Origin of the sequence: Microcoleus sp. MON2_D5 (assembly GCF_036701905.1) — a bacterium.
Lineage (GTDB): Bacteria > Cyanobacteriota > Cyanobacteriia > Cyanobacteriales > Microcoleaceae > Microcoleus.
Window position 1 is genome coordinate 52,558 of sequence record NZ_JAUBRM010000010.1, and the last position, 20,532, is coordinate 73,089.

Sequence of the window (20,532 nt, forward strand, 5' to 3'; positions counted from 1 at the left end):
CCAATTACCAATTTTGATTATGCAAACCCCACCTCCTCCATCAATTACACCCCGCCAGATGAATCTGCTGAGGATTGTTACTTCTATGGCCTGGGCTGACGGCCAACTCGCGACAGAAGAAGTTGATTTAATGCTCGATCGCTTTTGCGGTTTGTTTGCCCCAGATAGCGACGGACAACAAATGCAACAAGAACTGCGGGATTACATCATGCAAAATATCCCCCTTGACGAGTTGATCGGTCAACTAGAAACTCAAGAGGAAAGGGAATTAGTCCTGCAACTCGGCTATGAAGTGATTTCTTCTAGTTCTCGCACTCCTGATGAACCAAAAATTAACGCTGAAGAAGCTGCTGCTTATCAAAAATTAGTGCAGTTGCTGAATCTTTCAGAGGATGCGGTCAAGCGTATTGAAGCTGAATCATCGGCTGCAGATACTTCAGAGGGAATTGTAGAGAAGATGGCTCACAAATTAGAAAAATTCATCAAAGGCTAGTTCTGGACTTGCGCGCGCTTGGCTTAAAAACCCGGTTGATTCCTAAATTTCTCGTTACTCAACCTGGAATTTTTCGTAGAAACCGGGAATAAGCCCCCCATGCCTAAGTCTTGTTAGGTAAGTATCGGAATAATAATTTTCTGAGTGCAACTATTTACAACTAAATCAGAAGGGAAATAAACCGGATTGTGACTCCCAATTTCCTAGGGTATACTAACAAAAAACACGGCAAGGTTAAGAATATTTTTCATCGCCGGGAACGGTAATATAATTGGCGATCGCCCTTCCCGTGTACTGCCTTCCCCTTAACGAGAATTAGGGACTTAGGCAAAGCCTAAATCCCTAATTTATCTACCGATTTTGGGCGCTCACTGAAAGTAATATCGTTTCCCGTTGCATCGGAATAATAAAATCGAGTCAACAGTCAACACTCAACTATTCAGTTTTTCGACCCCTAGTCAACCGTCATCTCGCTCGTGTAACCGGAATAGATATTCATCCAACCAGTCATTAGTGCGGTAACTTGCTGAGGGCGTGCCAAGTTCTATAGCCGACAATTCCATCTTGCGGTAAAGCGTTGCTCAGTTGTAATTGCCGCACTGCTACATCTGTCATCGCCCCGAAGAATCCGTCAATGGAACCGAAATAGTATCCATTGATTTTCAAGACATTCTGAACAATTTTAACAGCATTACCAGAACTGCCCTTCATGACGATCGGCATATTCACAGGTGCACCAGAGTATAGTGCTTCCCAAGTGATAGAACCCACAATCCCATCTTCTTTTAAAAAGACGCGGTGTTGATAGCCTTTGACGGCGTTTTGAACTTGGACGCCGAAAATACCGTCAATCGGCCCGAAATAATATGCCCAATGATATAGAAGCTGTTGTAGTTCCTTGACAGCTTGACCTGTTGAACCCATTTGTAAAGTGGGTTTGTTTACTCCCGTGGTTTCAGCAAATGCAAGACTTGATTGAGCAGTAGTATCGGCGACGAGAGCCATAGTTTCATTGTTCAAGCTTCTTTCTTCGGTGTACATAATGTGGTTCCTCTCAACATTTAAGTTTTGGTCTTTGATATTTCAGGTATAACTGGTGGGATTTGTGGATGCACAGTCACTTCTTGGAGTGTCACTCATGTGAGTGTCACTCGTTTGAGTTACCCGTTGGTTTGTCGTAAGGAATGCAAGTTGTAATATTTTTATGAGGGCTTTCGTTGTCAATACAAACCAAGGGGTAAGCTGCGCGGTGGACACCTACCCAATACAAAGATGCGGGATACGCACCCTACCAACTCATGTTGATTGTTTACTCAGCAAATTCTCGCAATGTTGGAATTAAATACTGTGTCAAAGTAAAGGCATCTACTCCTAATTCCGTCCGTTCTTTGGCAGCCATGATTCCGGCTTGGGCGTGCCACCAAGCTGCTGTTGCAGCAACTGATTGGAGGGGGGATTTGCGGGCGATCGCTGTTGCTAATAGTCCCCCTAACAAGCCTGTCAGAACGTCGCCGCTGCCGCCTCTGGCGAGGGCTGGGGTGCTTTCGGGATTGAGGTAGGTGATGGTACGTGAAGCGTAGCTATCCGGTAGGGAATCGCCCTCCTCCTTGCAACTTATGCAAACTTTTGCTCCCTTGAGCAATATCGTTGCGCCGCAAAGCTGAGCTGCTGCTTGAGTTGCAGCAATTCGATCCTCGCCCGTTAGATCCGCTAAGTCGGGAAATAAACGCTTGAATTCCCCCGGGTGAGGCGTGATAATTGTCAGTGCTGAACGTTCGGACAAAATCGGGACTGTGCCGAGTTGAGCGAGGATATTTAAACCGTCAGCATCTAAAACCAGAGGTCGATCGCTCTCCAGTACAGATTCTACAGCTATTGCCGCTTCCAATGTCAGACCTGGCCCTGCGGCGATCGCATCATAAGAACTCAAATCAATTGCTACTGGCAACTCGCTAATTGCACCGCTTTGGGTTTCGGGACATCCTATAACTAATGCCTCTGGCAACTGACTGCTCAACATCGCTTTAATCGACTCAGGAACAGCAATTGACAGCATTCCGATGCCGCTAGCTCTTGCTCCCAATGCTGCCAAAATTGCTGCTCCGCTGTAGCGGCGGGAACCTGCAATAATTAGTAAGTGACCGTTGGTGTATTTGTGCGAAATGGGCGATCGGGGTAACGGCAAATGCTGAGTTGCCGAGGCTGTTGTAATGCGTTGGAGTGCTGGCGTTTCGCCCAATATTGCTGCAATATCTGCTGCGGGAATATCAAAATCAATTAATTCGGAACTGCCGATATATTCTAATGCTCTGTCTTGCAGAAATGCCATTTTCCACAAACCCAAACATAATGTATGTTTTGCCCGGATAGCCGTTCCCAAAACTTCTCCGGTATCTGTATGAATTCCCGAGGGAATATCTATACTTAAAATTGGTATATTTAAGTTATTTATTTCGTCAATGGCTGCGGCAGTGGCGTTAATAATTTCTCGTTCTAACCCAAAGCCAAATAAACCATCTACAAGCAAATCGCAGTTTTTCAGCGGTTCAATTTTGTCAAAAAATGGAATATTTAAACAACGCGCATAATCAGCGTGATTTTTTGTTAGTTCTTTGAGTTTAGAAAAGGGGCAGTAAATAACTACTTGGAATCCTTGAAAGTGCAATTCGCGGGCAACAACCAAAGCATCGCCGCCGTTGTGTCCCGGCCCAACCAATACGCCGATAACTGGCCATTGAGAATTAACAAGATTTTTTCCTTCTTCCCTTTTCCTTCTATCCGTTAAATCCCGTACACTGCCCGTTGCCGAACTTCCTTCCGCTTTCAAAAGCGCCTGAATGCGTCTAGCAATGAGTCCCGCGACTTTTTCCATTAAAGCTGCGACTGGCATTCCAGCAGCAAAGATTCTCGTTTCTATTTGCCGCATTTGGTCGGCGGTCACAACAAATTTTTGAATAGTCATTTCGATTACAGTGGTGGTAAGCTTTCAGCTAACAGCAGCAGTCGCAGTTTGTAGTATTTTAGTGCTACAATGAATTAGCTCGATCGAACAAAGTAACAGTAAAATAGCAATTTCTCCCCAACCATGAACAAGATTGTTGTAGGCCTCTCCGGCGGGGTCGATAGTTCCGCAGCAGCCGCAATTTTACACCATCAGGGATATGAAGTGGTGGGTTTAACGCTGTGGTTGATGAAGGGCAAAGGTCAGTGTTGCTCTGAGGGAATGGTCGATGCCGCTAAAATTTGCGAAGATTTGGGCGTTCCCCACCACATTGTTGACAGCCGCGAGGTCTTTCAGGCAAGTATTGTCGATTATTTGGTGGAGGGTTACAGTGCAGGAGTTACACCTCTGCCTTGTTCGCAGTGCAATAAAACTGTGAAGTTCGGGCCAATGCTTAAGTATGCTCGGGAAGAACTCGGAATTGAAAAAATCGCTACAGGGCACTACGCTCGCATTACTTACGATGCTGCTACGGGTCGCTATCAGTTGCTGCGGGCGATCGACCCTGCGAAAGATCAGTCTTATTTCTTGTACGATCTAACACAGGATTTGTTGGCGGGTACGGAGTTTCCTTTGGGGGGAATTACCAAGACAGAAACTCGCAGAATTGCGGCGGAATTTGGTCTGAAAACTGCTGATAAGCCGGAAAGTCAGGATTTGTGCTTGGTGGAAAGTAACGGTTCGATGCGGGCTTTTCTGGACAAGTACATTGCGCCGCAAAAGGGTGACATTGTGGACAAGTCTGGGCGGGTGCTCGGACAGCACGACGGCGTACACCACTACACTATCGGCCAGCGGAAGGGACTCGGGATTGCTGCACCGGAACCGCTGTACGTGATTGAACTCGATGCTGCTGGCAATCGGGTAATTGTGGGCGATCGACAGTTGGCAGTAGAATCTGAGTGTACTGTCCAGAAAGTGAATTGGGTTTCTGTGGCTGCGCCCACGGCTCCAATTCGGGCTCAGGTACAGATTCGATATCGATCGCACCCCGTCCCCGCTACAATTATTCCTGTGGAACCCTCCCAAGCAGAGGAAAAAGCCGGCGGTACAAGAGTTAAGTTGATTTTTGACGAACCGCAGTTGAGCATTACCCCCGGACAAGCGGCTGTTTGGTATGACGGAGACGTGCTTTTGGGCGGCGGCATCATCGAAAGAAACCAACTCCCAAATTAAGGCAAGGGGCGGGCTAGAAGCCCACCCCACAACAAACCACCCACAAAAAAACTAACTCTTTGTGGAACAGGCATCTTGCCTGTTCCCAGAAGCCCACCCCACAAGACACTTCCAACAAGAAAATTCACTCTTTGTGGAACAGGCATCTTGCCTGTTCCCAGAAGCCCACAACAAACTTCCCACCAGAAAATTCACTCTTTGTGGAACAGGCCCAAAAGCCTGTCCCAAAATGAAACTTATATTTCATTTCACAGGGGTACATTTACCTAGCTGACTTTTTTTCCAAACGCAAGATATTTCCCCTAGCATTAGTACGGTAAACCCAAGTTTGCCTACCATCAGAAACCACAACCCGCCAACCTTCGACAATCATTTGACCGCAAATTTCATCTGCTTTCGAGAGTCCTAAACAAGTATTCGGCCAACTTTGTCCGCTCGATTCCGTTACTTTCAACTTGTCAGCAGCAATGCCAGTGGAATCCGACAACTCTTGGCGAACGGCTGCTGCTACGGTTGCGGGCAATTTGTTCGGGGGATTTTGGCGTGTAGCCTCGGCCAAATTGCCCGGTTCGGAAATTAGAGTATTAAGTGCCAATACCGAATAGCTGATTTTTGGGGGCAGCGCTGCTGAGGAAAATTGCTGCGCGGTTTGCTGCTGTTGCTTATCCAACTGGGCAAGGGAATCTTTGAGAGCGCCCGCGTTCGCCGCAGCGGTGTGTCTTAGCGCCGGATACATTTCCCATACCAGAATTCCTGTCAGCACCAAAGCCAAGATTACAGGATTGGGCTGCTTTTGGTCTCGGTTTTTATTCTGGGGAAATTTATTTGTGGAGATTCTTTTCATCATACGCCCTCTGCCTCACTTTACACAATGCGCGATCGCTCCTGAACACTCAACTGCAGATACTTATTTAGGCACTTTTGCTGATGCTGCTAGTTCCTTTGTGCAGAACTAACTTGACTGCTGGTGCGGCCCAAGTATTTCCTACTCGCGGCCGGCAGTTGTGTTTCAGGAAACTTGCACTACCCAGTTATCACTTAATTTTTACTTTTTGTCTCGGGGTATTAAGAAAAATTTATGCTTAAGTAAATATTCTTAAACTCCTCTAATTGTGTCCCACAATCTCAGCACGAATGACTTTTCATCGTTCCAAAACTGCTAAAGGTGTTTTAGACTGTGGTAGGCGAGCTGAGCCGACGAGATGAAAGGGATGCCACAGAACTTGTTGCTACAGGACGGAAACGCATTATAAACTTAGCTAGCTATCGCTGATTAATTGTATTAGCATTATTGTTTTTTAGAGCCCTAGTCCCGGGAAATACTTTAGTAGCAAACGTTAGTTTTTTAGTTCAATATTTTTTAAATCTATCGATTATGAGTAGAAAATCCCTGGGAATCCATTTAATGAATCGATTGAGCTATCCTCAAAAATTTACCCTAATCGGTTTTCTATTTGCAATACCGTTAACCTTAGTCATGTACCTGCTGATTTCCGAAATTAATAGCAGGGTTGATTTTGCCCAAAAAGAAATTTACGGTAATGAATACCTGCGCCCGCCCCGCCAGTTGAGGCAATACATACCAAAACTTCAACTGTTAAATTATCAGCCTTTAAATACAAATTTAAGCCCGCAAGATACGATAGCAGATTTAGAAGCTAAGATTGACGCGAACTTTCAATCCCTGGTATATACAGACCGTCAGTTAGGAAAAGAATTAGTTTCTAGCGAGTATTTTAATAAAATCTATCACAATTGGCAAAAATTTAAACTTCGTCGCCGCCAGTGGAGTAGAGAAACTTACGATTTTGTATGTCAAAGTTAAACAGAAGATATTAATAGATTGAGCGCTCACATCGGCGATATTTCCAATCTCATATTAGACCCTGATTTAGATACCTATTATTTAATGGATGCAACTTTGCTGAAGATTCCAGAAATGCAAAAAATTTTATCAGAAATTAGACTAATTTCTCAAAAAAACAGCTTGCTTTCCTATGCCAAACCTGAAACAAGAGCAAAACTGATTACTTTGGCTGGGAAATTGAGAGAACTTAATCATGATTTAGCAATCAATATGGAGGTAGGATTTAGCAATAATCGTCACGGGAATCTGCGATCGAAATTAAGCGATAAATTGACAAAATTTAACTCGGTAGTAGATCTGCTAACCGCGCAACTAGATAAACTGATTAATCCCACAGCCTTAGTGGAATATTATGCCTATCTTGATGGAAGCGATAGAGTTCTGGATTCGAGTTTTGAACTATGGGACGAAACTTCTAAGGAATTAGACTTCTTACTGCACAAACGTATTGAGAGTTTTATTACAAAAAAACTTTTTATTTCGGTTTTGGTGTTAATAACTTTACTAATAGTTATTTATTTATTTGTAGCTTTTTACAGAAGCGTTATGCAAACTGTATTTGTCCTAGACGAAGCCTCAAAAAAGATGGCAACTGGCAATGTAGATCACAAAATTATTTTGGATAACAGAGATGAACTGGGGCAAGTGGTGGCTGCGTTTAACAAAATTGCCGATGCCTTAGTTGCTGCTAATCAAGAAATTACTGTTCTCAACGATCGCTTAAAAGCTGAAAATATCCGAATGAGCGCAGAACTAGACGTTACTCGCAAGATTCAGCAGATGCTGCTGCCGAAAGACCGAGAACTCAAGGAAGTTATGGGCTTAGATATTGCGGGATTTATGGAAGCTGCCGATGAAGTAGGGGGCGACTATTACGACGTACTCCAGCACAAAGGTAGAGTGATAATTGGCATTGGCGACGTGACGGGACATGGATTGGAGAGCGGCGTTGTAATGATTATGGTTCAAACGGCAGTCCGAACTTTGCTTGCTTACAATGAATCAGACCCGGTTAAATTTTTCAGCGCTATTAACAGTGTAATTTACGATAACATCCAGCGGATGAAATGCGACAGAAACGCTAGCCTTGCCTTGCTCGACTATCAGCAGGGAATGCTGAAGTTGAGCGGCCAGCACGAAGAAATGATTGTAGTGCGGTCTAACGGTTGTGTAGAGCGGTTTGATACGATCGATTTGGGTTTCCCGATCGGACTGGATGCAGATATTGCTGAATTCGTTGCTGAAACTATTGTGCAGTTGTATTCAGGAGATGTGGTAGTGCTGTACACTGACGGGATTACGGAAGCTAAAAATATGGATAAACTGCTTTATGGTTTAGAGCGGTTAATTAAGGTAATAGAGATTAATTCGCAGCGTTCGGCTGCCGAAATCAGGCAGGCTGTAATTAACGACGTGCGATCGCACATCGGCGAACAAAAAGTTTTTGATGACATCACATTGCTGGTACTCAAACAAAAATAACTACTTGGATATCCCTTCTAAAGTTTAAAATATATTTAGTGAGGCCCCTCATCTCAAACTTTAGCTCTTACACCGATATGACCCAGATTTTCGGCCATTTCATCGAGCAGCCCGCTAGCCAAGAATACTTAATAATGGGATTTTCTCCGAGTTCGGTTCCTCTCAAGCAGCGGTGGCGGAACAACGGTTTGTCTGCGGATTTTCTCGCTGACTACCTGACGACTTTTTTTCCGCGCAACCAAGACGATCCCTCGACAATTGAAAGACAAGCTGAAATAAAAAGCGCTGTTAGCTACATTGCCAACGAGTTATTAGAAAATGCCATGAAGTTTAATGATGAAACCTCGGAGTACCCGATCGATATTAAACTGCAATTAGAGAGCGACGGTGTGATTTTCTCAGTTGCTAACAGCATCTCTCCGCAAGCTGTGGACAAGTTTCAGGCTTATATTCAGCAGTTGCTGTCCTCGGAGCCAAGCGAACTTTACATTCAGCGGCTGGAAAAAAATGCTGCTGACGAAAGCTGTACCAATTCTGGATTGGGTTTGTTGACCATGCTCACCGATTATACTGCTAAACTTGGCTGGAAATTCCAGACCGTGCACCAAGACCCGGAAGTAATTGCGGTGACAACTATGGTGCAATTAACAGTATAAGCAACGCTGGCGATCGATAATATCTAAGGGACTTTTTTTTGTGGCTATGGAAATTAATACACGAGATTACCAAATCTGTTACGATCCAGCAACGGCAACCGTGAGTTTTCTTGGATCTCTAAGGCTGAGCGGGCCTGCAGAGTACACGCCGATAGCGGAGTTGCTGGCGAAGGTTGCCGACGTGGAACCGACGAAAATTACCCTCAATTTGCAGCAGTTAGAATTTTTGAACAGTTCTGGCATCAATATGCTATCGAAGTTTATTATCGAGGTTCGCAAAACAGCCAGGGTGCAAATGGCGGTACAAGGTTCTCAAAGCATAGCTTGGCACGGTAAATCTTTGAAGAATTTCCAGCGCCTGATGCCAGGTTTGGAGTTGGAATTTTTCTAGAAACACGATTACTTTTAGGGTGCGAGCTGTTGAGCAATTTTTTGTTAGTCGAGGCGCCAATTCTCGAGTTATGCTGGAAGAACAACCATCTAGAGAACAGCTACTTTTAGAGATAGAAAGATTGCGCCAGCAAGTGGAAGACTTGAAGGAGGAAAAAGCGGATCTGGAAATCTTGCTGGAAACTACTGCTGAACATTCCGATACGGTTGAAACTGAGTTGCGATCTCGTGCATTCGAGGCGGTGCGCGAAGGCGAAGTCAAGCTGGCTCAATTTCTCGAAGCGATTCCCATAGGTGTGCTCGTGCTGGATTCTCAAGGCAGACCTTACTATGTAAATCACGCCGGACAGCAGTTACTCGGTCAAGGAGTTTTGCCATTAAATGCAGTTGAGGATTTGTCAGAAAGTTATCAAATTTATATTGCGGGAACTAACACTATTTACCCTTTCGAGAATTTGCCGATCGTCCGAGCTTTGAGGGGCGAAAACGCGACGGCTGAGGATCTGGAAATTCATCAATCCCACAAGAAAATTCCCCTTGAGATTTGGGGAACGCCAATTTTTGACGAGGGTGGCAAAGTTGCTTTTGCGATCGCAGTTTTTCAAGATGTCACGGAACGCAAAGAAGCGGAAGCCGATCGCCATTTATTTATTAAGAAACTATTTGATCTCAATCAAAATTTAGAAAAATCCCTGGATGCCGAATCAGAGTTAACGGATGCCTACGGTAGATTTGTGCCTCACCAATTTCTAAATTTGTTGGGATATGAAAGTATTATAGATGTCAATCTAGGCGACCAAGTGCAGCAGGAAATGTCGGTGCTATTTTCGGATATTCGCGATTTCACGACGCTTTCAGAAACTATGACTCCCCAACAAAATTTTAAATTTATCAATGCTTATCTTTCGCGGATGGAGCCTGCCATTACTAGCAATAACGGGTTTATTGACAAATACATCGGCGATGCAATTATGGCTTTGTTTAGTGACTTTGCAGATGATGCAGTGAAAGCGGGTATTGCAATGCTAAATCTCCTAAAAAATTACAACGAATACCGTCAAGGCGTCGGCTACATCCCGATTCAAATTGGAATTGGCATCAATTCGGGTTCTTTGATGCTGGGGACAGTCGGGGGTAAAAGCCGAATGGACAGCACTGTGATTAGCGATGCTGTTAATCTAGCATCTCGCATTGAAGGATTGACCAAAGATTACGGCGTACCTCTGTTAATTTCTCAGCAGACTTTGGAACGGTTGCGAAATCCGAACGATTATGCTATTAGGATTGTGGATAAAGTACAGGTAAAAGGAAAATCTCAATATGTCGTAGTCTATGAGGTATTTGATGCAGATCCGCCGGAAATTCTGTCTGCCAAGCTAGCAAATTTGCCTGTATATAATGAAGCTATGTTACTGTGCGATCGCAAGGATTTCCGAGAAGCGGGGAAATTGTTTGAAGAATGTTTGCGGACAAATCCGAGCGATCGGGTAGCTCGCATTTACCTGAAACGCTGTCGGGATTGGCGATCGCTCCTCAAAGGAATTTAAAGCAAGTTAGTCGATTTTAGATTTATTCCACAGAGGAATCTGGGACATGGAAGTTTGGTCTAAAATTTTGAACTGCTTACAACTCCTCTCGGAAAGCAAGTATCCGTTGTTGGGCGGAGTCATGAATCATGAATCATATCCAATCCGCTTACATCCGAATAATAATAATATAACTAACACTCGCCAAGGCTGCTAGGACAGATACTAGAGATAGTCCCTCACCTTGATAATGTTCAATCCGCTCATGGCCAAACTCTACAGTTATGACTTACGTCACAAAGTCATCCAAGGCCCGAGAGCTTTCTGGGATGAAGAAAACAGAAGCCTATCGCGTGTTTAAAATCAGGCACAACACCATCAAAAATAGAACTTTTAGGGCAAGCATAAACCAGAGACTTTCAAGCAAAGCCAAACCGTCCCCGGTAATAGACGCGCGTTTGTAAGCTGAAGCGTTTATATGTTCAAGCCGCAACAACTAAAACCTATCTTGAGAGAGATGACTGACCTCCGGGCTCTGTCAAAGGTGTAAAATATAAAAAGCTTTATACCTGTTAATTCTGAGGCCTCTCAAAAAAATAGAACGGCTGAGGGCGGAACAAGCAGCGATCGATAATTGGGGGCGAGAACTGGGGCAAGCGCTGAAGCTGTCTCAGAAAAAGTTGGCGGATGAATGAGGGATGACCATTCCCACGATTAATCGTTGGGAAAATGGACACGCTGCCCCTTCTGGCTGGGCACTCGAGCAAATTTACATCTTGCTGGACGAGTTAGGTAATTCGCCTTAATGCATTCGCGAAGCGTTGCAGTAAGGCGCAGCGAGGAAGATATTTTTCGGATAAGGAGTACAAAGGGTGAGTTTAGAGGGAATCAACAGCATTTTCAGAGTTCGACTATTTCCCTATGGTGTGGCGACCCTCTCCGTGGCACTGGCACTGGGGCTAACGCGATCGCTTTTACCGTGGATCTACCCAACCACGACGCCCCTGTTTTTCATCGCGGTGATAGTGAGTACCTGGTATGGCAGTTTCGGGGCCGGGTTGCTGGCAACAATTTTATCCACGCTGGCAATCAACTATTTTTTTATTGAGCCGTTCTATTCGTTACAGAGCGCTAATCTACAGACAATAGTTCGGTTGGGTATGTTTTCGATCGCGGCAGGATTGATCGCTTCACTCAATCAATCGTGGCGCACTGCTATAAAAAACGCGAAAGCAGCCTTGCAAAATTTACAGCAGGCAATGGAACTAGAACAACAGGTGCAGGGCGAAGCAGCACAAGCTGCGGCGACTGAGGCAAAAGAACAACTAGAAACGGTACTTTCTAGCATCAACGATGGGTTTTACATCCTCGATCGCGATTGGCGCTACACCTATGCCAACGATCGCTACTGTGAAATGGTTGGAATGCCGCGGTCAGCGATTCTGGGTCAGAACGTTTGGGAGCTATTTCCCGCTGCCGTTGACACCGATGCTTATGTGCAGTTTCATCGGGCAATGCGCGAACAAAAGCCGCTCCAGTTTGATTATCTCTACTCTCCTTGGAATGGTTGGCACGACCATCGAATTTACCCTTCGCCCAGTGGACTGACCGTTTTGCTTGCTGACATCACCGATCGCAAACAGGCGGAACTCATCCTAATCGAGCAGAAACGACTGCTGGAGTCGATCGCATTCGGACAGCCACTAGACGACTGTCTGGCAGCCGTGTGTGGCTCAGTATCCAGACTAAATCCGGGTACCCGCGCCTGCTTCCTGCTAGCCGACGATCGGCGACTGACGTTTAACGCTTCCATTACTCCAGACTTTCCACCGTCTTTTGGTGAAGGACTCAAGGATGCTCCGATTAACGATTTGTGCATTGGAACCTGCGGCGAAGCAGTGTATTGCGGTCAGCCCGTGACCTGCGCCGACATTGCCAACGACGATGGCTGGTCGCAAGCATGGCGAAATTTATGCGTGGCTCATGGCATTCTAGGGTGTCATTCTCAGCCCGTGATCGGGCAGGACAATGTAGCTCTGGGGTCGCTGATGCTTTGCTTTAGCGAGGCGCGGAGGCCGACGGAGTGGGAATATAAACTCGCCGAGTTCGGCACCCAAGTTGCCAGCATCGCCTTCGAGCGCGATCGATCGTTCCAGGCGTTGCGCGAGAGCCAAGAACAGCTCCGACTCGCTTCCGAAGGCGGCAATTTTGGTTTGTGGTATTGGAATATAGAAACAGACACGATGAGTTTTACGGATAGAGCCAAAGCGATGTTTGGTTTACCCGTGAGTACAGCAATGTCGGTGCAGGTGTTGTTAGAAGCTGTGCATCCCGACGATCGTCCATTCGTTCACACCGTCATCAGTGAGCTAAAAGCGAATCAAGCGCATACTGAAATAGAATATCGGACGCTGTGGGCCGATGGCACCGTTCGTTGGATTTTGGCAAAGGGCGATTGCGCCTACAACGCTGAGGGCATCCTAATTTCGACGCGGGGCGTATTCATCGACATCAGCGATCGCAAACAAGCCGAAGAAGCGTTGCGTCAAAGCGAAGAGCAGAGTCGGAACATTCTGGAAAGCATTGATGATGGATTCTTTTCCCTGGATGAGAATTGGCGTTTCACTTACCTGAATCGGTCAGCGGAAATTCTGCTAGACCGCACTCCGGGCGCTCTGATTGGGAAGAATTTGTGGGAAGAATTCCCAGGACTCAAGGGCAGCGAGTTTGAGCGGGTTTATCGGCGCGTGGCCAACGAGCGCGTGGCTTTATCAGTCACGGCGTTTTATCCGGACCACGATCGTTGGTATGAAGTTCGCACCTACCCTGCCGCGAACGGGATTACCATTTATTTCCGAAATGTTACCGATCGAAAACTTGCCGAGGAGGTATTGCAACAACGAGAAGCAGAACTTCGTTTAGTTACCAATGCCGTGCCTGCCTTGATCACCTTTGTAGACTCAGACCAATGCTACCGCTTCAACAATCGAGCATATGAAGAATGGTTTGGACATCCGGCAGCGGAAATCTTTGGCAAGCACCTCCGAGAGGTTTTAGGCGAAACTGCCTATGAAGGGATTCGTCCTTATGTTGAGCAAGTCTTGGCAGGAGAGGAAGTGACCTTTGAAACCCAAATTCCCTACAAAGATGGTGTAACCCGTTATGTCAATGCAACCTATGTTCCCCGCTTCAATAGCCAGGGAAAAGTTGAAGGGTTTGCAGCACTGGTCAACGATATCACCGATCGCAAACAAGCCGAAGCCACACTACGGGAGAGTGAGGAAAGGTTCCGGCTGATGGCAGATGCTGCCCCTGTGCTGATTTGGATGGCTGGCACCGATAAACTCTGTTATTACTTCAACCTCCCGTGGCTAAACTTTACGGGACGCACGATCGAACAAGAAAGGGACAATGGTTGGACACAAGGAGTCCACCCCGACGACCTCGATCGGTGTTTACACACCTATGTGACTGCCTTTGATGCCCGTCAACCGTTCAAGATGGAATATCGTTTGAAACGCTTTGATGGCATATACCGTTGGATTATGGATGAAGCTGTTCCTCGGTACGGATGGGAAGGTGAGTTCTTGGGCTACATAGGCTCTTGTGTTGATATTGAAGACCACAAACAAGCTGAGGAATCCCTGCGCCAGAGTGAATCCCGCCTCCGTCTGATCTTTGAAAGCGCCAAAGATTATGCCATCTTCACCCTCGACCTTAACGGCATCATTGCCAGTTGGAACTCAGGGGCAGAAAGGTTGTTGGGCTATACCGAGACAGAAGCAATTGGTTGCCCCGCTCGGATGATCTTCACGCCCGAAGATAACGAACAAGGACAAGCCGAGTGCGAGAAGCAAACGGCTCTACTCCAAGGACGGGCCGAAGACGAACGCTGGCACGTCCGCAAAGATGGGAATCGCTTTTGGGCCAGTGGATTGATGATGCCCCTGCTTAATGAAGCCGATTATCCCCAGGGATTTGTCAAAATCATGCAGGACAAGACCGCACAACGGCAAGCAAGTGAGCGACTGCAATTGCTTTATGAAACTACCCGCGATCTGTTGAAGACAGAACAGCCTCTGGCTTTGATGCACGCGCTATTCCGCAAACTTTCAGTGCAACTCGATCTGCACTGTTACTACAACTTCATGGTGGAAGAAAAAGACAACCGCCTGATGCTGCATTTGAGAAACTACGACGGCCTCTCTGAAGAAAGGGTGCAGGCGATCGCATGGATCGAATTAGGTGAATATCTCTGTGGAGTCGTTGCCCAAACGCAGCAGCAACTAATCTTGAATCAAGCCCAAATTTCCACTCATCCAAATGCTAAAGCCCTCTTTGAAATGGGCATCACGGCTTACGCGGGTCAACCGTTAATCGCTCAAGGGCGGTTATTAGGAACGCTCTCATTTGCCAGTCGGACTCGGACGCACTTCACGCCTGCAGAAATCGAGCTGCTGCGATCGACCTGTGACCAAATTGCGATCGCTCTGGAACGGGCAAGCCTGAACGATTCACTCCAGCAGCAAGCGGAACAGCTAAAACAGGCAAATCGGATCAAGGATGAGTTTTTAGCGGTACTATCCCATGAATTGCGATCGCCCCTCAATCCCATCCTGGGCTGGTCAAAGCTGCTGCAAACTGGCAAGCTGGATGCGGCGAAAACGGCACAGGCGTTAGCGACGATCGAACGCAACGCCAGGCTGCAAAGTGAACTGATTGAAGATTTGCTCGATGTCTCGAAAATTCTTCAAGGCAAGCTCAGTCTTAATATGCGTCCAGTCGATTTAGCTTTAACGGTGGAATCGGCGATCGAAACCGTCAATTTGGCTTCAGTTGCCAAATCCATTGATATTCGGACTGTGTTAGATCCTCAGGTGGGACAGATTTTGGGGGATTCGGGCCGTTTGCAGCAGATTGTTTGGAATCTTGTTTCTAATGCGGTCAAATTCACCTCAGCCGGAGGGCGCGTTGAGGTGAATTTGACTCGTGTTGGCAATCACGCTCAAATTACGGTGGCGGATACAGGGATTGGCATCGCACGCGAGTTTTTACCCTACGTGTTTGACTACTTCCGGCAAAAAGATGGCGCCACAACCCGCAATTTTGGTGGCTTGGGATTGGGGCTGGCGATCGTGCGCCATCTAGTCGAACTGCACGGCGGCACCGTTGTCGCAGATAGCCCGGGTGAAGGGCTAGGAGCTACCTTTACTGTAAGACTGCCCCTATCAGGGAAGGTAAAGGGACAAGAAAACTCTCTTGCAGGACTTTCGGAACGATCGACTGCGGATGAACCGTTATCCGGGATGCGGATACTGGTTGTAGATGATGAGCCGGATATGCGAGACTTGATTTCCTTTTTGCTAGAAGATGCAGGTGCAGAGGTACTGACGGTCGCTGTCCCTCAAGAAGCCATCACAGCGTTGACTAATTTCCAGCCCGATGTCCTGTTGAGCGACATTGGAATGCCGGGGATGGATGGCTATATGCTGTTGCGGCAAGTGCGAGCCTTACCGCCAGAACGGGGTGGGCTGATTCCCGCGATCGCCCTGACTGCCTATGCGGGCGAGTTTAATAAACAGCAAGCTTTGCAAGCTGGATTCCACCGACATCTGGCAAAGCCGATCGCACCGGATGAATTAATTAAGACGATCGCCGCACTTCTTAGCAAGAATACTCATGAGCCAGCAAGCTATAAAAATTGAGCCGAAGGATCTCAAACCGATCGAACATCACCAAGCTTTTAAGTTGCTGTGGTTAGGCAGCGATATTTGTATTGCAGGAGAATCTACAAATAAATCCGGTTTCTAGTCTAATAGTGCGTAAGTCCTGATAATATAATCAATAATTTGGAGTGTCAAAAAAAGACGATGGGAATTAACAAGCAGCAGCCTAGAATACGTATAAAACCTTCAGTGATTAAAGCAATAGCTCTGTTCTTTCTGTGCTGCTTTTTAACTGCAAGTTGCGGACAGGGACCACGTAGATCGGTGACTGCGAGCGGCGAAAATGCTAATAACCGCGTTACTATTGGCACAACCTTGAAATTGCGGACGATCGACCCTGCAGACGGTTACGAAACCTTATCAGGACAATTGCTGCGAAATTTGGGCGACACTCTCTACACTTACAAGTCGGGAACTACAGAGTTAATCCCCCACTTAGCGACAGCAATGCCAAAAGTTAGCCAAGACGGATTGACATATACAGTCCCCTTGCGTCAAGGAGTTATTTTTCACGACGACACACCGTTTAACGCCGCAGCAATGGAATTTTCCTTGCAGCGGTTTATCCAAAATGGCGGCAGTCCGGCTTTGTTGTTGAGCGATACAGTGGAATCGGTGAAAGCGACGGGCGAATACGAATTAACTTTTCAACTCAAAAAGCCTTTTGCTGCTTTTCCTTCCCTGTTGACATTTTCCGGTATGTGTGCGGTTTCTCCAAAAGCTTACGAGATTGGGCAGGGTAAATTTAAACCCGATACCTTTGTGGGAACTGGACGTTACAAGCTGGCGAAATACGGCAGCGATTCTCTCAAGTTTGACGTGTTTGACAAGTATTGGGGGGAAAAGCCGGTTAATCAAGGAATTGACATTTTGCTGCTTTCTAGTTCGTCAAATTTGTTCAATACTTTTCAGACTGGTGCAGTCGATGTGGCTTATTTGTCTCTGGATGCAGACCAAGTTCGCAGCTTGGACGAGGGAGCAAAAAAAGGGAAATGGCAGGAAATCGCGGGGGAAAGCAGTACGGTTAATTACATGACGCTGAATATGCAGTCTAAACCGCTGGATAAGTTAGAAGTGAGACAAGCGATCGCATCAGTGATGGATCGCCCCCTGATTAACGAGCGCGTACTGCAGGGACAAGCACAACCGCTTTACAGTCTGATTCCCACAACCTTGGACGTTCAAAAACCGGTTTTCAAAGAACTGTACGGCGACGCCAACACCGCAAAAGCTAAGGAACTTTTAACGAAAGCGGGATACTCGGCTACAAATCCTTTTGTTCTGCCAATTTGGTATGCTTCGGCTTCCAGAAAAAGAGCTTTAGTCGCCAGTACGATCGAGGCGCAAACTAAACTCAAAATGGACGGGATAATGCAGGTAGAAATTAACAGCGTTGAATCTCCGACTTTGTTTCAAAACATAGAGAAGGGAATTTATCCTGCGGTTTTAGTGGATTGGTCCGCCGACTTTTTTGACGCTGACAATTACATTCAGCCGTTTTTAGATTGTGCCACAGGTTCGGAGGCTGGGGGCTGCTCCAAGGGTGCAAGTCAAAGTCAGGGTTCGTTTTATTATAGCGATCGGGTAAATCAACTGATCGACCAGCAGCGCAAAGAAACAAACCCTGAAACCCGCAAAGGCATATTTGCCGAAATTCAAGACATACTGGGTAAAGATGTACCTTTCATCCCTCTTTGGCAGGATAAGGACTATACATTTGCTCAGAACAGCATCGCTGGGGTTCGTCTCGAACCGACGCAATCTTTTCCTTTTTGGTTCCTGAAGAAGCAATAATTCGTTACAATAATTTGGGGGAGTTGAAACGTCAATAATTATTGCATATTTTGTGCACAACAGGGTGATGATTGTCACAGTTTCTCAAAGAGACTGATCACCCTAACCTCTTTAATAATGTGGGATATTATTAAAAGAGAGATTTTGCTGAGGGTGGGTATATGAAACTTGGAATTTTAACAACAACAGGGCTGCTAATTGCGATGGGCTGGGCCTCGGGAGTAAAGGCAGAAAACGTATCCCACGTCAAGCAACTATTAGAAACTAAAAAATGTAGCCAATGTGACTTGACGGGAGCGCAACTTGCTGGTATGAATCTGAGCGGGGCAGATTTGAGCGGTGCGAATCTCAGAGGTGCAAATTTGAACGGTGCAAATTTGGACGAAGCCAAACTGAACGAAGCCAATCTGAAACAAGCTAAATTGCAAGGTGCGAGTTTAATTGCGGCTAAAATGCACGGGGCTAATTTGGAGGGTGCGGATTTGAGCCGTGCTAATCTAAGTATGGCGGGTTTAGTGATTGCGAGTTTGAAAAATACCAACCTCACCAGCGCTAATTTAATCGGCGCTAATTTAGAAAGCGCCAATTTGGCGGGTGCAAACCTGAGAAATGCTCGCCAGTCTGTAGCGAATTTAGCGAATGTCAGCCTCAGAGGTGGCAGTTTGTCGGGAATGGACGTACAGGGAGTCAACTTGCGGGATGCAAATTTGACCAATGCAAATTTGAACGGTGCAAATTTGAACGGTTCGGACTTGACAGGTGCTAATTTAAAGAATGCCAATATGGCAAATGTAGATTTGAAAAACGCTTCTTTGCCGTAGGACGATCGCCAATTGCTATATCAAATTCTAGTCCTTAAGAAACTTAATATAACAACGTAGGGGCAATTCTGAAATTGCCCCTACAGTTTTAATTGTAGGATTTATCTTGTTTCCGATCGCTGGGTAGGTCAATCGATTTTAGATTTTAGATTTTAGATTGAAGCATTGACCCCACGTATTAATCCGGGGGCTTGTATCCTGGATGCTTTCGATCATTGTTCGGTGTGCGAAGCTTTTCCCTAGCGTCTGGGATTGCTTCATATTTGGATCTAGGATCAATCTTCCTCGTGACTATCTTGGGCGAAGCGGATAATGTCATCATCGCCGAGGTATTCACCATTTTGGATTTCAATCATCACCAGGGGTATAACGCCTGGATTTTCTACGCGGTGAGCAGTATTCATGGGAACATAGGTTGACTGTTTCTGCATGAGAATCGTCTCTTTGTCGTCGCAGATAACTTTAGCGGTACCGGAGACGACAACCCAGTGTTCGCTGCGGTGATAGTGCATTTGGGTGCTGATGTGATGCCCCGGCTTGACTTCAATGCGATTGATCTTATAACGATCGCCCGCGTCTATAACTGTAACTTGACCCCAGTAGCGGGTTTGCGTGCGATCGTCAATTTTTTCGATTGTGTCCACTGTTTCCACCATGCTGTTTATCTCGCTAACGGTGTCTGCAAAAATATCTGTAGTTGAAAGTATAGCAGGGATTAGGTAAGTGCGATCGATTTAAAGATTACTGAATTAGTCGCCACTCGCGAGCATCAACAAATTGCGACAAATGCCCCACATTTGTTGTCGCAATTATCACCTCATTGCCTTCACTGGCCTCCAATATTGCTTGAGCCGCCAAAATCACATCTCCGTCAAGTGCATTAGGTTCGGCTGTTGGTCTTCCTCTCCTTCTCGAATCAGCCCACAACTGAGCTGCTAAAAGCATTACTTCTGTAGTCAAATGACGGTAGGGAAGTTGCGATTTAAGTTCATCAAGTCGTCTAATGCCTGCCGCCTTACCTGCACGAATTAATTCGCGCCTCACCTCATAGTCAGCAATTTCAGGGAGCATTACAATGTAACCTTTCATGGGCAAAGATTGCAGCCAAAGTTTGCCCTCTTGATATAAAGGAGAGGTGGCTTTGGGATTGGTAACAATTCCTAACGGCCCAGAATCTAAGAACACTATTCTGCTCATGGAATGCTCTTATATATGCACGGGATTTTCTTCTAGTGCCTTGCGGAGAACTTCAGCGGTTTCTGTTTGCTCCTGTTCATCTCCATCGTCAACCCAAGACTGTAGCAATTTGCTCAGAGCTTCGTGCTGCTGTAGGGGATCGATGGTCTTAATTTCGTCTGTAGCTTTTATCGAAGTATCGGGGGTTCCTGGCTTCATTTCTAATGTTTCGCGAAATAGCCGAATCATCTGAAGTAAGTTTGGCCAATATTCTCTCGGAGTTTGCTGAATCTCCCGCAAAAAATCTACAATTTCTTCGCCTATGCGAGTTTCTGGCGCTGAAGTTGCTGTTGCTTGGCTTTCGCTGATTAAAGCTTGCTCAGGCATAATCACTTTTCTCCTTTCTCAGATTTATATGAAGTTC

Annotated in this window: 17 protein-coding genes; 11 read left to right on the forward strand and 6 right to left on the reverse strand. The window is 46.1% G+C overall.

The window, feature by feature from the left end:
* Nucleotides 1–19: 19 nt before the first annotated feature.
* Complete coding sequence (locus QUA47_RS05735) at nucleotides 20–493, forward strand: TerB family tellurite resistance protein (protein WP_333220319.1); 474 nt, start codon at nucleotides 20–22, stop codon at nucleotides 491–493.
* Nucleotides 494–1,003: 510 nt separating this feature from the next.
* Here the strand turns inward: QUA47_RS05735 and QUA47_RS05740 are convergent.
* Together QUA47_RS05740 and QUA47_RS05745 are read right to left on the reverse strand one after the other, a co-directional pair.
* On the reverse strand, nucleotides 1,004–1,534 hold the full coding sequence (locus tag QUA47_RS05740) for a peptidoglycan-binding protein (protein ID WP_333280774.1): 531 nt from the start codon (nucleotides 1,532–1,534) through the stop codon (nucleotides 1,004–1,006).
* 268 nt (nucleotides 1,535–1,802) lie between these two features.
* Nucleotides 1,803–3,455, reverse strand: coding sequence for an NAD(P)H-hydrate dehydratase (locus QUA47_RS05745; RefSeq protein WP_333430024.1), 1,653 nt, complete (start codon nucleotides 3,453–3,455; stop codon nucleotides 1,803–1,805).
* Nucleotides 3,456–3,578: 123 nt separating this feature from the next.
* On the opposite strand from QUA47_RS05745, the gene mnmA reads away from it, so the two are divergent.
* Nucleotides 3,579–4,670 carry a tRNA 2-thiouridine(34) synthase MnmA gene (mnmA, locus tag QUA47_RS05750; RefSeq protein WP_333280780.1) on the forward strand — a complete coding sequence of 364 codons (1,092 nt, stop codon included), beginning with the start codon at nucleotides 3,579–3,581 and terminating at the stop codon, nucleotides 4,668–4,670.
* Between the two features lie 262 nt (nucleotides 4,671–4,932).
* Here the strand turns inward: mnmA and QUA47_RS05755 are convergent, their stop codons facing one another.
* The gene (locus QUA47_RS05755; RefSeq protein ID WP_333430025.1) at nucleotides 4,933–5,517 is read right to left on the reverse strand and encodes a hypothetical protein; all 585 of its coding nucleotides are present in this window, start codon (nucleotides 5,515–5,517) and stop codon (nucleotides 4,933–4,935) included.
* A gap of 558 nt (nucleotides 5,518–6,075) precedes the next feature.
* Between QUA47_RS05755 and QUA47_RS05760 the strand changes: the two genes are divergently transcribed.
* The 9 genes from QUA47_RS05760 to QUA47_RS05800 all read left to right on the forward strand — a co-directional run bounded on the left by QUA47_RS05760 (nucleotide 6,076) and on the right by QUA47_RS05800 (nucleotide 18,932).
* Nucleotides 6,076–6,495 (forward strand): hypothetical protein, encoded by a 420-nt coding sequence (locus QUA47_RS05760; protein ID WP_333430026.1) that lies wholly within the window; start codon nucleotides 6,076–6,078, stop codon nucleotides 6,493–6,495.
* Between the two features lie 18 nt (nucleotides 6,496–6,513).
* Nucleotides 6,514–8,019 carry a PP2C family protein-serine/threonine phosphatase gene (locus QUA47_RS05765; protein WP_333430027.1) on the forward strand — a complete coding sequence of 502 codons (1,506 nt, stop codon included), beginning with the start codon at nucleotides 6,514–6,516 and terminating at the stop codon, nucleotides 8,017–8,019.
* A gap of 77 nt (nucleotides 8,020–8,096) precedes the next feature.
* Nucleotides 8,097–8,675 carry a DUF6272 family protein gene (locus QUA47_RS05770; RefSeq protein WP_333430028.1) on the forward strand — a complete coding sequence of 193 codons (579 nt, stop codon included), beginning with the start codon at nucleotides 8,097–8,099 and terminating at the stop codon, nucleotides 8,673–8,675.
* Between the two features lie 46 nt (nucleotides 8,676–8,721).
* Complete coding sequence (locus QUA47_RS05775; RefSeq protein WP_190659765.1) at nucleotides 8,722–9,066, forward strand: slr1659 superfamily regulator; 345 nt, start codon at nucleotides 8,722–8,724, stop codon at nucleotides 9,064–9,066.
* A gap of 70 nt (nucleotides 9,067–9,136) precedes the next feature.
* Entirely contained in the window at nucleotides 9,137–10,612 is a 1,476-nt protein-coding gene (locus QUA47_RS05780) for an adenylate/guanylate cyclase domain-containing protein (protein ID WP_333430029.1), read from the forward strand.
* A gap of 851 nt (nucleotides 10,613–11,463) precedes the next feature.
* Entirely contained in the window at nucleotides 11,464–16,296 is a 4,833-nt protein-coding gene (locus tag QUA47_RS05785) for a PAS domain S-box protein (protein ID WP_333430030.1), read from the forward strand.
* On the forward strand, nucleotides 16,271–16,402 hold the full coding sequence (locus tag QUA47_RS05790) for a hypothetical protein (RefSeq protein WP_333137299.1): 132 nt from the start codon (nucleotides 16,271–16,273) through the stop codon (nucleotides 16,400–16,402). The genes QUA47_RS05785 and QUA47_RS05790 overlap by 26 nt, the downstream gene beginning before the upstream one ends.
* Before the next feature lie 59 nt (nucleotides 16,403–16,461).
* Complete coding sequence (locus QUA47_RS05795; RefSeq protein ID WP_333430031.1) at nucleotides 16,462–18,111, forward strand: ABC transporter substrate-binding protein; 1,650 nt, start codon at nucleotides 16,462–16,464, stop codon at nucleotides 18,109–18,111.
* A 161-nt stretch (nucleotides 18,112–18,272) separates the two neighbouring features.
* Nucleotides 18,273–18,932, forward strand: coding sequence for a pentapeptide repeat-containing protein (locus QUA47_RS05800; RefSeq protein ID WP_333430032.1), 660 nt, complete (start codon nucleotides 18,273–18,275; stop codon nucleotides 18,930–18,932).
* Nucleotides 18,933–19,207: 275 nt separating this feature from the next.
* On the opposite strand, the gene QUA47_RS05805 is transcribed toward QUA47_RS05800, so the two are convergent.
* The 3 genes from QUA47_RS05805 to QUA47_RS05815 all read right to left on the reverse strand — a co-directional run bounded on the left by QUA47_RS05805 (nucleotide 19,208) and on the right by QUA47_RS05815 (nucleotide 20,495).
* Nucleotides 19,208–19,588, reverse strand: coding sequence for a cupin domain-containing protein (locus QUA47_RS05805; RefSeq protein WP_333165736.1), 381 nt, complete (start codon nucleotides 19,586–19,588; stop codon nucleotides 19,208–19,210).
* Between the two features lie 85 nt (nucleotides 19,589–19,673).
* Nucleotides 19,674–20,129 carry a nucleic acid-binding protein gene (locus QUA47_RS05810; RefSeq protein WP_333430033.1) on the reverse strand — a complete coding sequence of 152 codons (456 nt, stop codon included), beginning with the start codon at nucleotides 20,127–20,129 and terminating at the stop codon, nucleotides 19,674–19,676.
* A 9-nt stretch (nucleotides 20,130–20,138) separates the two neighbouring features.
* A complete protein-coding gene (locus tag QUA47_RS05815) occupies nucleotides 20,139–20,495 on the reverse strand; it encodes a hypothetical protein (protein WP_333430034.1) in 357 nt (118 codons plus the stop codon).
* Between the last annotated feature and the right edge of the window lie 37 nt (nucleotides 20,496–20,532).